The organism is Breznakiella homolactica (assembly GCF_016616095.2).
Taxonomy (GTDB): Bacteria; Spirochaetota; Spirochaetia; order Treponematales; family Breznakiellaceae; genus Breznakiella; species Breznakiella homolactica.
In genome coordinates this window covers 3,990,990-4,005,227 of record NZ_CP067089.2, presented here as the reverse complement: position 1 = coordinate 4,005,227, position 14,238 = coordinate 3,990,990, and the positions used below count along the sequence as shown (strand labels likewise).

General features: G+C 54.0%; 5 protein-coding genes. All 5 read right to left on the bottom strand.

Going from position 1 to position 14,238, the window contains the following annotated elements:
* Positions 1 to 23 precede the first annotated feature (23 nt).
* Positions 24 to 10,532: a toxin TcdB middle/N-terminal domain-containing protein gene (locus JFL75_RS18005; RefSeq protein ID WP_215628058.1), complete on the bottom strand. Its 10,509-nt coding sequence runs from the start codon at positions 10,530 to 10,532 to the stop codon at positions 24 to 26.
* Positions 10,533 to 10,648: 116 nt separating this feature from the next.
* A complete protein-coding gene (locus JFL75_RS18000) occupies positions 10,649 to 11,314 on the bottom strand; it encodes a hypothetical protein (protein WP_215628057.1) in 666 nt (221 codons plus the stop codon).
* A gap of 1 nt (position 11,315) precedes the next feature.
* Positions 11,316 to 12,104: a hypothetical protein gene (locus JFL75_RS17995; RefSeq protein WP_215628056.1), complete on the bottom strand. Its 789-nt coding sequence runs from the start codon at positions 12,102 to 12,104 to the stop codon at positions 11,316 to 11,318.
* Entirely contained in the window at positions 12,101 to 13,132 is a 1,032-nt protein-coding gene (locus JFL75_RS17990; protein WP_215628055.1) for a hypothetical protein, read from the bottom strand. Before JFL75_RS17990 ends, JFL75_RS17995 begins: the two co-directional genes overlap by 4 nt.
* 58 nt (positions 13,133 to 13,190) lie before the next feature.
* Positions 13,191 to 14,177, bottom strand: a complete 987-nt coding sequence (locus JFL75_RS17985) for a tetratricopeptide repeat protein (protein WP_215628054.1) — start codon at positions 14,175 to 14,177, stop codon at positions 13,191 to 13,193.
* Positions 14,178 to 14,238: the final 61 nt, after the last annotated feature.

Genomic DNA, 14,238 nt, shown 5'->3' with positions numbered 1-14,238 from the left:
TAATACCCCTTTTCATATAAAAATCAATCAATTGGCGTAAAATCCTTATAGAAAACAGTTCCATTTGGATCATAAAATGCTGTTCCTTTATCATCAGCCGTTGGATTGTGAATGATTAAGGTACCATCATCTGCAAGATATCCAATCTTTGGTTCTTTAGTACCTTTATCAACACCTATTCCTATTTCTGTATTAGGATCAGTTAATATTTCGTCGATTCTTTCCATTATTCCATCGACAGTGGGGTTTTCTAAATTAACCTCTGGACCATGGCCACCATCATAACTATGTTGAGCGATTTCCTTTTTGTCAGATTCAGGAATTTGTGGAGCTACCCCCCCTTCAATATGAAGATTTATCTCGCCCCCAAATGGTAATTTTTTATTATAGCTAAAACTAAAGCCTCTTTTGTTTTTCTCAAAGTCTGCCTTTCCAAACCATTTTCCAACAATCTCAGAACGAGCCTTTTTGCTCCCGCTGACAAAGGCATCCCATGTTTCCTTAAACCCTAATGGCCCTTTATCATTACTCCGTCCATCAGGGTCTGTGTACTTGACCGGATTATTCCCCGCATAATGATACAATTGCAGGTTTACAAGGTTAAATACACCTCCCATCCCAGGCAGATTCGCGTTCCGTTCCCGGGCTTGCTTATTTGTCGGCGCCCCAGGAAGGTACTCACCCAGCGCCGGGTCAGCACTCAGCCACTGACTCGTTTTAGGATCCAGGTATCTCGCTCCATAATAATACAATCCCGTCTCTTCGTCCAACTCTTTTCCAGTAAATCTAAACGGCAGCTGCACCACCCCATTGGTAGTCTTCTCTACCCAAAGCTCTCCATACGGCGTGTATTCTATCCGCTCGTACTCATCTCCCTGGTAGTCCGTCACAAACTGCGCGCTCCCTATGTGGTCACTGTGGTAGTAATACGTCTGGACCTTGTTGAACCCTATCGTGTCGTTATTCACCTCACCCAGCCGCGTCGCGATCCGTTCCGTCCCCACATAGATGTGCTTGCTCCGCCGGTTGCTTGTCGCCATCACCTGCCACATGCTGTCAAAGTATACCGTCTCTCCTCGGCTCGAGTACTTCACCGCTCGCTGTCCATCGGCTCCGTATGAGTACGTCACCACCAGGGTTCCCTCGGTACTCTTGATTAACCGGTTCTCTTCATCCCACACGTACTGACGGCTCCACGGTTCTCCCCCGCTGCTCCCGCCGCCTGAGTTGTTTCCCCGGTCAAGGCCCATCCCGTACTCAGTCCACCGGAGGCTGCCGTCCTTTCCGATCGGTTCTTTACTCTTCGGCGCTTCTTCACGGTTTCCTCCTTCACGTACTTCCACAATGTTCCCGTTCAGGTCACAGCTGTAGTACCGGTCTCCGATCCGTTTCGCCTGATGGCTCTTTATTCCGTCCTTTTCTATATACTCGTAGTCCAGTGTGTAATTAAGATCGTCCCCGATGTTCTTCCAGGGCGTGACCGTACTCGTACTCCGCTTGTTCACCATGTTACCAATTACATCATAGTCAAACTCCTGGCTGTACGTACTCCGGTAGTCTTCTAAACTTCCGCCCATCATCGACCGGGTTGTCCCGTCTGCCTTTGTCAGCTGGTATAAGTTATCATAGGTGTATTGCTGGGTTACTTCGTACCCGTAACTCTGGTTTATATACCCTTTTACGTTCCCAACCTCGTCAAACTCGTATGCCATATTCTGGTACACTGGGCCGTACGCGCCGTGGCTTGTCCGGATGCTGTCCAGCCACCGCCGGTTCTCGTCGTAGGTGTAGCTTGTCCGCACGCCGTTTCCGTACTCGATGTAGGTCCGCTGACCATACTCATCGTATCCGATGGTTTTTACGTATTCCGTGGTGAGGCTTTCCTTAGTGCTGCTCACGCTTTGGATCTGGCCGCCTGTGTCGTATCCGTACCGCACTACTTCAAGGTCGGGGTATTCTATCCACTCGAGCTGCCCCAGGTAATTTCCCCGGTACCGGAACCGCGCTTTCAGCGGGTCACGTCCGCTTTCAAGCCGTTTAATCTCTCGGGTTTTCTCGGTTACTTCCCCTAGGATCCCGTACTTGTACTCGATGCTTCCGGTTCCGTCGGTCTGTTTGATTATCCGGCCCGCGCCGTTGACGGTCTTCGCGCTTTCGTCTCCGTACGTATACGTCACCGCCTCACTGGTGGGATATTTGATCTTTACCAGACGGTTGAGGCCGTCGTATTCGTACCAGATGTCTTTGCCGTCGGCTTTGAGCTGGGAGTCCACCCGCCGGATGAGGTTCCCGGATTCGTCATAGGTGCTTTCCACGGTTCCGGTATCGGGACTTGTCAGGGTCAGCCGCCGGCCGGCGAGGTCGTAGGTTACCTGTACCGTGCCGCCAAGGCTGTCACGGGCTTCCAGGAGCTGGCCGATGAGGTCGTATTTGTAGCTTCCTTTCATCAGCTCATTGCCGATGCTGTCCAGACGCCGTACGAGGGAGATGTTGCCCCGCTCGTCGTAGCTCCGTTCGGTCACGTTTCCCAGGGGGTCACGGGATATTTCGTACTGGCGGTTGTTCCGCACTTCGTACGCTATGGTGGTTATTACCGGCGGCTTGTCCGCCGCGCCGGGCAGTTCTACCCGCAGAATCCGGTCAAGGCCGTCGTAGCTTTTCTTTGTCGGCCGCACGATTTCTGCGATTCCGGGCAGTTCGCTTTGGCTCATTGTCGCGGAGAATTGGGTCTGGCCTTCCTCTATTACCCGGGCTTTGCTGTCATAGACTACCGCTCCGGATATGTTCCATCCGGTACGGCGGTTTCCGTTTTTGTCTGTGAACTCGCCATCCTTCCCGGTCTGGATGATCCGGCCCAGGCCGTCGGTGTACAGTACGGTCCGCATGACTTCGCCTGAGCCTGAATCGTAGCCGATTTTGTTGTAGGTCACCGCGGTCCAGTAGCCGCCGGATACAAGGTACTCATAGGATACCGCCGGTATCCCGTTGGTATCATGGGGGGTCTTTACGGTGGACAGACGGCCGCGTTCATCGTAGGTGTAGGTCATGGTCCGGCCGTTGGCGTCGGTTTGCGTCTCCGGCGCTCCATACTCAGGAAGCCAGGTGCTCCGGCTGGTATAGGCGTGGGTTCCCAGAATTTTTCCATTCCGCACGGTGATGCTTGCCGGAAGGCTGTGGGTTACGGGGTCATAGGTGTACGCCCGTTCACTCCCCCTCGGGTCCGTGATGCTGGCCAGGTTTCCGTATTTGTCCCGGGTCAGAATGTATTCAATATATTTGCTGCTTTCATAATACTCCCGCCAATTGGTCAGTTCACCTTTGCTGTTATAGTCTCCTTCCCGTTTCCGGAGAACCCGGCCGAAGCCGTCGGTTACGGTGATACGTTCGGGGTGGGCGTGGAGGTATCCGCCTGTTGGGTTGTCATATTCAATTGTTGCTATCACGGTCCCGTCGGATCCCCGGGTGTCCCCAAGGTCCTGGAGTTTCACCACGTTTCCATACAGCATCTCATAGGTGTAGGTCACTGTCTGCTGGGTGTACCCGCTTCCGGTGCTGCCCCAGGTCCGGACGGTGCGGCTTTCCATGGCCGGGAATTTAATTGCGCTGTAGCTTCCGACATTCTTTGCCGTCGTGGTGTATACAGTCTGCTGCAGATCCCTGGCTCCATCCCTGACCGTTACCTGTTTCGGCTGCCGCCGCAGGTAGTATGCGTCCGCTCCGGCTATGTCGGGGGTGTAGTATTCCGTCTCCATCGTGGTTCCGTCACCGCGTTCCGCCGTTACCTTGCCGAAGCCGTAGAATTCCCGGCGAGCCCGGTCGTAGTACCCGTTTTCATAGGTATAGCGTTCGGTGTATTCGCTTACCCCGCGGCCTGAAGGCTGGTTCCCCGCGCGTTTGGTGATTTCCGTTACCACCCACCGGCTTTGGGGCAGGGCTTCGCTGTTTTCCGTCCGCTCATAGGCAAAATTGTAGCTGCCGCCCATGGGCAGGGTGAGGCCTTTGAGAAGGCCGACTTCGGCCAAGGTATTCCGCTTCACATAAATCTTCCCGTGGTTGTTGTTCCGGGAATAGGGAATCCGCAGCACATGGTCCGGCAGGCCGTCCCCGTCTATATCCATGAACTTGATGTTCACCGAGGTATTGGCCACGCTTCCGTTTACGCCTACATTGAAGAAGAACGCAAGTATATAGAACAGCCGGTATTGTATGTTTACCCCGCCTCCGAGGCTGATATTGAAGCCGCTGGAATATTCCAGGTCATCATCGATCTGCGTCGGGTTCAGAGACTGTACAATCGGATTGCTTGCGTCTATTGTCGGGAGCTTCAGCACGCCGCTGGGTATGAGTTTTGTAACAAAGTCCGCCTGGGATGGCAGCCCAACCCCGGCAAGGGAGTTTTTCAGCAGCTGTCCCAGCTCATTCCCCAGGTCAAAGGCATAGTCCCCGATTTCGCTTCCCCAGTTGGGCCGGTAGATCTTTACCGGCGTCGCCATGAACTCATCCCCGAGATTGAACCGGACCAGGAAGTAATCATCCCCGTCCCGTTTTATCACCAGGTCCGCCAGGCCGTCCCCGTTCATATCCGCGAAACGCATGACGGTTTTGGTGACGCTTGCCCCGATCCCGGAATTGGCTACCACAATGTCAGTACCAAATCCGATACTGCCGGATACACTCCCAACCAGAGACTGGCTCAATCCCCGGGCGGTTTCCGTTTCCGTCGCGCCGTTAAACCGTATTGAAAGCGCGTTGGTATTGGTGGCGGTATTTCGCCAGGTGATCTTTTCGCTGAACGTTCCATCACCCAGGTTGAGGTACACATCCATGGTGCTTCCCTGGGAAACCACGTAATCCGGAAGCCCATCCCCGTTGATGTCCATGAGGCCTTCTTCCTCGGTGGATACACCGGCGCTTCCGTTGAAGCTTATACTAAAGGAAGCACTGTCACTGGAAGATTCATTGCCGCTTACGGCGCTCATATTTCCGCCGCCCTTAAACGTTGCCATCATAGAACCGATGGCGTCCCCGGGGCTGGCGCCCATGCCGTAGGATTTCGTTTCATTTGAGCTTAAGTAGGCGTTGTTTTTTGGCGGTGTATAGGTTTCCGCCGGGCCGAATCCGGTGCCGGTACCGGGATAGACCTTCCAGGAAACAATATTATTCCCGGAATTATCCCATTCGAGCACTACCATGTCGGGGTACCGGTCCCCGTTGATATCCATGAGTCCTTCGGTCTGCCGGGACGTACCGTCGTTCAGCGTCGGCGGATTTACCCCTAAAAAGTAGTCCTTTGTCTTTGACTTGCTCCGCCTGATCCGTGTCAGCCCGCTGCTTCCGATGGCCGGGGAACCGTCGTACACGCCTTCATCCTCACTGTCCCCGGCGTTTACATTCGGATACAGATTGTTCCGGTACACCACCGCTCCGTAATAGCGGGTCCGGGTGGTGATATTCATTTCATCGTCCATTTCCGACGTTACCGCGCTTGCCACCGGGCCTACCAGGGCGTCTTCAGGCACTGCAACCTCATCGGCGCCGCTTCCGGTTGTCTGCAGCTGTTTCTCCGCGTCGCCGGTTTCTTCCCGGTTCCGCGTCATTATTGAAAAGAAAATCGGGTCTGTGGCACGGCCTTCCTTTACCTTATTCTTATCCACCGTGGGCGCCTGCCCGATGTTATTCACGTCCCAGGTGTAGTATCCGGTCCATAACCCGTAATACCAGCCATACACACCGCCGACAAAATGCTCCATGGTCACCACGTTTTCCGGCTCCACCTTTCCTTGAAGCCAGGCGTTTTTGGTTTCCTCAGGTTCCGGTGGAGCGCTGATATTCTCCGCGCTGAAATCTTTTCCGGTCTCAAAGATATGCACATACCGGTGTTTCCACACAATTTCGCCGCTGCCGTTGATCCCCGGGAACGCTATCTGTCCTACTTTTTCGCCCGACGTTGATCCAAGCATACCCAGGGTCCCGCTGTACGGATCCATGGACAGTTTTGTACTGCCGCCGGGCAGCGCAACGCCGGTTCCGTCACTTCCGTAATATACCGTGTGCGCCGTCTGTGAGTTGTATTTATTTGACCGCTGGATCACCGTTAAGACATCCAGCTTCAGTTCTTCTATAATCGCTTTAACAGCGCTGATGCCCGCGGGATCAAGGCCGCTCTTAAGCTGCCAGATACCTTCTGAACTTACGTAGTCGTAATACGGAAACGCGCGGTACACAAAATAGTAATACCGCATGGCCTCACGCAGGGCCGCCGCCGATTCCTCCGGCAGCCCGGTCTTAACATAGTAATACCCGTCCCCGGATTCCGGGATACCCCGCACAAAGCAGTTCCGTACATCCGTTTTCGCTATACCGGTAAGAATGTTATAGTCGGCCGCGCTCAGCGTTAACACCCGAAGGTCCGGGCTGCCCGCCATGAGCCGCAGAAGTCCGTCAGCGGTGCCCGCCGCGGCGGTGTCCTTTACGTATTCCAGCACCCATTCCGTTTCATCCCGGGTCACCGTATCCTTCAGAATATACAACCCGTCCCGGATTTCATAATACGACTCAAACACTTCCTGGTCGGAGGGAATGTAATGTTTATCCTCTTCAGCCAGCTTGGCGACGATCCGGCTCCAGTCCTCTTCGGGAATCCTTCCACTATCAGCCACCGACTCTCCAACCGCCGTAAGCAGCTGCGTTATATACCACTGAGGATAGTCATTATTCACAGTGGTATAGACATATACCACCGCAACAATCTCTTCCGGTTCCTCACCTTCTCCGCCGGGAACCGTAACAATTTCCTCGGTCCGTTCATAAGCGCCGGTAAAAATATTCCGCGCCGAGGGAAGATACACAAGGTAATCCCCGCTGAGTTTTTCCAGAAGTTTCGTGTAGTGTTCTTCTTTCATCAGGGAGTAATTTATTGTTTCTGATATCCCGGCGGATGCTTTAGCATTTTCCCCCATGAGCCTGATGTCCGCCAGGGTGTAGTCTTCACCGTCCCCTTTGTACTTATATTCTATTATCGTTGTCTCATTCTCTCCGGAACCCTCCGTCCGGGTTTTTATTTCATAAGCGTCAGCGAATATTACCTTATCCGCTTTTCGTGCCGGTATGTATTCGTCGGAAAAAACAGCCCGCAGAGCCGCGTAGATACTCCCCGGGATAGCGCTGTAACTGTGCTCGGAGAAGGTTTTCCCCTCCACCGCTTTGGGATATACCAGTTCCTGGTAAATACTATCCGGTATAGTCGCGAGATCAGACTTCTTGTTCTGGAGTAAAAACGTCCGCTCAACGCCGTAATCCATAAAAATGGCCTGTGTTTCTGAAACGGTTTTCGCGGTAATCTCCCGGGTTACTCCGTTCGACTCAAAAAAGATTCCGTAGGTATCACCGGCTTTTTTACGCAGCCACAGCCGCTCGATCCCGCCGCCGTAGGGCGCGTTCCGCGTTTCCAGAAGCACCCCCAGGTTTTCCACGGTGACGCCGCTCTGGTATTTCGTTACCGCGCCTTCCTTTATAATTTCCTGGGGTTTCTGGAGCGCCGCCGCGGTCCGCCGGTAGGAATATCCGGTGCTTCCATCCTTGTACGGATAGGCCTCACCGTCGTCATCCACACCCGCTATCCGCGCTATCTGCAGTAGTTCAGATTCGCTGAGATACTGCAGCCCGGATATAAAAGCATTGTCCACTCCGGTCTGGTCATTCAGAAGATCCCGTACTTTCTTTGAGTCATTATCTGTTCCGGTTATTTTCGCGGGGTCGACCCTGATGTACCGTTCAAATTCCGCTTCATATTCATATCCGAAATACAAACGCTGGTACGCTTTCTCCGCTTCCGTATTGGGATTGTCTTCATCGCTCACCGACGCGGGCCGTGCTTTCTGGAGGATTTTTTTATACAATTCCGCCGGTACGGTATCCACTATAAAATACCGGTTTTTTACGGCCCAGGCTTTTAATTCACTGTTGGTCGAAACATAAGCCGTAAGGGTTTCATCACTGACCTGCCGGGAATATGTTTTTGTATCCCCTGATACTTCTTTATAATACTCATTGTCCAGAAGCTGCTGTGGCGGTTTGCTTACCAATACCTGCGGTATCCGGTACCGCAGTCCCTTCCCGAGATTTTCAAATAAACGCAGATTCGTATACTTTATCGTTATTCCCCAATCAACAGCGCCGTGCTCATTATCGTTCCCGGTGTTCTGGTGGAAATACAGCCGGTCGGTTGGTTCCACCGCCGCGGTAAACACTGCCGTCCCGCTTACCTGGCCGCCCGATCCCGCCAGAGGAATACTTGCCAGTTTGCTGTTGCCCCTATAGCTGTCCAGACGAATCTCAGTACTCCGGGTATCGTTCTTAAGGGTACCCCGTTCACTTACCGAGATTGTCCCGGTCCGCCACGCGCTCCATGCGCGCACCGGTTCCTGTACGTAAAAACTCTTGTCATTATCCTCTTTCTCATCATCGGTTATGGGCTGGACCGGTGTATTGATACCGTCAAGCCCCACCCAGCTCTGAGCCAGGAAGCCCGTACGTCCGCCCTGGTTCCGGTCAAACCGCCGGCCCTGACGGACAAAATCAACATACCCGTCTCCGTCCACATCCATAAATCCGCTCAGGGTCTTGGATGTCGTTGTTACCGTGGTTCCCGCAGCCCCTACCTGAACGCCGTCAATTACATTCAGTGTGGCTTTCGCGCCGAAACTGACATAGCTTCTCCGCTCATTGTCTATTGATTCTCCGAGTCCGGGCAGCGCCTTGTTGTCGGAAAATCCGCCATTGCCGTTGTTAAAACTGACATAGAGCTTGTCCTGGTCCCGGCGAACCAGATCCGGCAGACCGTCCCCGTTTACGTCCACTATGGAGTTTATCGTTCCGCCGAGGCCTCCGCCGAAGCCCACGGACACAGACGTCTCCGCAAGAACCCCCCATCCGGGAAACCAGAACTTCGGGCCGTATAATTTTATCCCGCCGGTGGTGCTCCCCCCGAAGTTAGCGCTCGTCTGGGCGCTTATACCGTCGAATTTGCTGCCGTTTTCAACAGTCCACATCCGGCTCGTGTCAAATCCGTCATATCCGTCGCCGTGCTTTGCCAGGCCGTAATAATCCATCTCATAGGCGTACCATTCCCGGCTCCCGTCTCCGCTCTTCTCCGCGAACCGTTTTAGAACCCTCTGTCCGAACTCATTGTAGTCACCCTCAAACCAGTAGCTCCGCACCGCCCGGTTTCCGGGCCGGTACCATATTGTCACCCGCTCAAGCCGGTCTCCCTGCTTCGAGACAAATCCTCCCCGTCCGTCTATTCGCCGGTCCTGCCGTTCGGCGTACCCGAATCGGATCTCAAATACTCCCTCTTCACGCTCAGAGCTGTTCCCCGTGTCCCGGCCCGTGTACACTATCTTGTCCAGGTATGTATACCGGTTCACGCTGTCGTACCGGTACCCGTACTCCACCGTATTGCCCCACATGTCCTTTTCACGTGTCAGGTACCACGTGAACACCTTTCCGCGGTTACCGCGTGCAGGCCCTATCCATCCCTCGTCGCGCCCGTATTCCCGTACCGTTCCGCTTTTGTCCGTTATACTCCAGTAGTTCCCCGCCCGGTTCCGTACTATCCGCTCAAACCCCTGTTCCACCACCGGGCGGTACTCTATTTCATCACTCCGGCTTTCCACAGCCGCCAGTTCTTCGCCCCGGTAATAGTACCGGTCGCTCCCGTCATACTTCGGCATCCCGAACCGCGTGTCCGTCGTTATCGCTCCCACACTCAGGTCAAATCCGCGCCCGATCAGGCCGCTCTGCCCTTCGCTTGAGTACTGCACCGCCACCTCAGGCGTCATCCCGTTCCGCCCGGCAGGAACATTCAGCTTTATACGGAACCCGAGTTCCCCGGTCACGCTTCCGCCCTGTACCTCAGCCTGCACCACTCCGCTCCCGGGATTCGCCGCTTCCAGATTCTTGATCGTTGTCGGATCAAACTCTATCGGCGACGGCCCCTCAGGCAGTGTCAGCGTCGAGTTGATCATCTCAGTAAAGTGCGTCGTCACGCTCGCTATGACCCGCCGGTCACGGTCTATTTCCACCCGTTCCAGTGTCTCCCAATGGCCCGCGTCTTCGTTATAGAAATACGTGTACAGGTTCTCCAGTGCCATCTCAGATTCAGCGATATCCTCACTGTACGGAATCCGAACAACCACGTCCTTTTCAAACACCATACCCCGCGGCTCAAACCGGTACCCCGCCGTTCCTCCGGTTACGTTCGCCATTCCCTCATCCAGCTCATGCGTCCGCCGAAGTTCCGTTATCCGGATCTCCACCGCTTCTTTCACCGCTCCAGCGGGTATCTCCAGTTCCGCCTCTCCCAACCGCAGGGTGCTCCCGGTTCCGGGTTCCACCACTTCGCTCACGCTTTCGCCTTCCGCGGGAATCATTAAACCCGGGAGTACCCCGGGAGCTTCCGTTCCGTATACCGGTACCGGAAACATCATCCCTATCTGCGAGGCCAATATCATCACTGCGGTCAGTCGTTTCATTACCTTTCCTCTCCTCTCATATATCCGCTGAAGCATTTTTTCCGTTATTATTTAGTTTTAAATTGATAAGTCCGAACTATTGTCAGCTTCTGAACCACTGGGTCTGCTCCCGGTATTTACGGCGCCGCTTCGGTAAATTCAACCCGGACTCCCTCCTGCCCGAACCGGTCCCGCGGGGACAGGACTACGATATATCCGTCATCTCCGCCGGTTTTTACCGGATCGTTCTCATCCCGGAAGCCTTTTTCCATTTCGGCGCCATTTATTTTGATCGTATATTCTCCGCTTCCGTCCCGTTCGATCCGGAGCCTGTTTTTTGCCCCGTATCCGGAGTCGAGAGCGTCGGTGTAGGTCCAGGGTTCAATATACGTAAAGACACCGTCCACAACTTTTCCCACGGTGTATTCTTTCTCCGTATTGATCATCACCACCAGCATGCTCTCCTCTTCGCTTCCTGTTTCCTTGCCGTGGCAGAGGACTATCCCATAGCCCGCGCCGGCGTATCCCCTGACCTTGACCATTTCCACATCCCTCGCCGCAAAGGGTTCCTGCTTTCCTTCCTTGAGCCCCCATACGGTATAGCCCCGTTCACTTTCATACTTCCGCTCATTGGTTTCGAATACAATGGCCCCGCTATCCTTCTTTTCAAAGAGCTCGCTGTTTTCCTCAAAGGTTTTGCCGGGGTCACTGTCAGAATCGGTCCGGGGACTCGTCGGGTTCGGGCAGCCGGTCAGAACCGCCGCCATGAGCAGAAATTTTATGCAGTTTTTCAGAATCTTCATGTCAGCCTCCTATGAGATCCCGCCGGGAAGGACTCAGGGTGTAGGTGATGACCGTCCCGCCCACCTGATGTATTCCGCCCGTAAATTCATTGGGAATGGGAGTAATCTTGAAATAAACCAGCTGGCGCTCGTAGGCCCTGTTTTCGATGTCCACAAAATCCGCGTTGACCGGCTGGACCGAATTCTGCCCCGGTACGGTTAAATACATTTTCGTCGCCACGTTTCCCACGCCAAGCCCCGCCTGGGTTACCTTTACCCGGACAATGGTCCTTGGTTCCACATCAAGGACGAACCAGTCCGTATCCTGGACAATCTCATCCCCGTAGGATCGGTAATAATACAGGTTGCTGGTTATTTCCCGGTCCAGCAGGGTTGCCGTTTCCTGGGTGTCATTGGGCTCGTTATCATCCCGCCGGAAATCACCGCCGACCCCCATGACGCCGTCCGAGGGACCGAAGGTTTTCGATCCTCGGACCTTGGAAAGCCGGTAAATATACCGTTCGTGCGGTACCGGTATTACTTCGGTATAGTCTGTTCCGGCGCCGCGATACCGCGTTTCAAAGGAAAGGCTGGTATGATCCAGGGCGCGCTGGAGAATATACTCGTCCGCACCTTCGTCGGCGGACCAGCTCACGGACACGAGGCCTTCGGCAAGGAACGACTCCACCGCCGGAACCTCAATGTAAGGGTCCGCATCGGTGCGGTTCAGTTCATCCAGGAAGCTCTGGGTACACCCAAGAACAATAAAGATCACGGCGGCAGTACACACCGGGGGGAATAGTTTTTTCATAATCCCTTCCTTTTGCTGTTGAAATTTACGATTGCATTAAAACGGGGTGAAACCGTAAAAAGGGGTTTGTCGTAAAACGTCCACTCGGCAATAACATTCCATCCCAGGCTGACCATGGAATGAACCGCGTACCGGTTGGTAAACTCCATAAAAGCGCCCGGCGCTCCGGTCATTTCCGTGCGGGAATCGGCGTATTTTGGGTTTCGCTGCGCGAAGTCAAGCCGGAAACTCGGGCCGAACCCCAGTCCGATCTGGGCGGTTTTGTTCAGCCATATATCGAGACCTACCCCTACTCTGACTATCCCGGTATGTATCAGCGCTTCCTCAAGCCCGCGTTCGGTTCTTCCGACGGCGTATTCCAGATCGAGATTGACCGAATACTCTCCGGCGCGGGATCCGGTGACAAACGCCGGCGAAACCGGGACATAACGCAATCCCAGCTGAGCGGTGCCGAGGCCCGATACGACACTGCTCCAGTTGTTGACCAGAGGAGCCCAGTACCCGACATCCATACTCAGGCCGAAGATATGCCTGACTGGTTCGGAAGTCCAGCCCGCGGGTTTAAAGCCAAGGTCATCCCGGAAGTAGCCTGCGATCTTAGACCCGAGATCCCGTATAAGCCGTTCATACTGATCGCTTGTGTCGGAGGAAAAAAAAGTTTTCCCCACAGCGCCGGCTTTCCGGTCGGCCAGTTTCAATTCCGCAGTGTAAGCGTCATTGGTTTTCTGTATATAACCGTAGATCAGATAGTCATACCCGTTTGCCTGGCACAGATTAAGGGCGTCCATAAAACTCCGTGGAATCGTCCCGCCGCGGCTCTGATTGATAGTGAGAGGGCGGGCAAACTCTTCCGCATTGAGGACCCGCAGCAGGTCTTTGGCTATATCAATCCGGGCTATTCCCGCGTCACTGCTTTCATCGATAAAGGCTACCGCGGCAATATAAACGTCCATACCGGAAACACGCTGCGCGGATATACAGGCAAGCGAGATAATTGTGCAGAAAAAAACTGCCAGATTTTTTTTCACGTCCCTTTCCTCTGTTATTCCGCCTAATGTGTATCACTGATCCGGCGGTACTGATCCGTTACTGCGTCTTCAGCGCTTCGTACCCTTTCCGCGCTTCGCTGTGTTCGGGGTTCCGTGCAAGACATTGCCGGTATAATTCTGCGGCCCGGGATGTATTTCCCGATATTTCATAAGCCCGCCCGGCGCCGTAGTAATAATGGCTTTCCGCCGGGTCCCGGCCGATGGCCTGCGCAAAGTAATCTATGCTGTCCTGAATTTTACCTGCGTAGAGACAGGCGAATCCTGCCTGGCCGTATACCTCAGCCCCGGCGGCGGACAGTTCAACCCTTCGGCGGTAGAACAGTATTGCTTCATTCCAGCTACCTTCTTCCGCGGCTATATCGGCGAGGGTTTCCAGGACTATCGTATTTCCGGGTTCACGGTCGAGAACGGCGGTTAGAAGATTTTTCGTATCCCGTCTTTGGCGGAGGTTGTTTTTATTCTGGTAATACAGGCTTATGGAGGTGTACAGCTGGGCTTCACGGTGGTCGGGATCGAGATCAAGGACGGATTTAAAGGACTGGACCGCGTCCGGGAAGCGGCGGATCTCAAACGCGGCGATGCCTTCCCGCATGGCCCGGATAATCTGGAGGTCAATTGTTTCAATCCGTCCGCCCGGAACGCGGACAGGCTGCGCTTCCCCCGGAACAACTATCTGCTCAAGACCGTTGAAGCGTTCATCCACATTGGCAAACCCCGTCCGGATCTGACCGGCCAGGCGGTTTCCGCTTCTGCGGTGTTCGTCCTGTATCAGGCGGCTTTCGGAATCAATCAGTTCAGCCATTTCTCCGGATACGGTCCGGATATCGTCCAGGTCCGCCGCCAGCGATTCCCGGTATTGCTCCATGGACAGCCGGTCGTTTTCCATCCGCTCTTCGAGAGCATCCAGCCGGTTTTGGAGGGCTTCACTTTTCCAATTAATTAATAATATCGAATATATCAACAGCACCAGCGTAAAAAATATGGATACTCCCAGGAGTATTCCGGAAACCGTATTTTTTTTCAAAACTCCGTTTCCATCCATATCTTTTACCACTCTGACTGCTGTTATACTATCTCATCTTTTT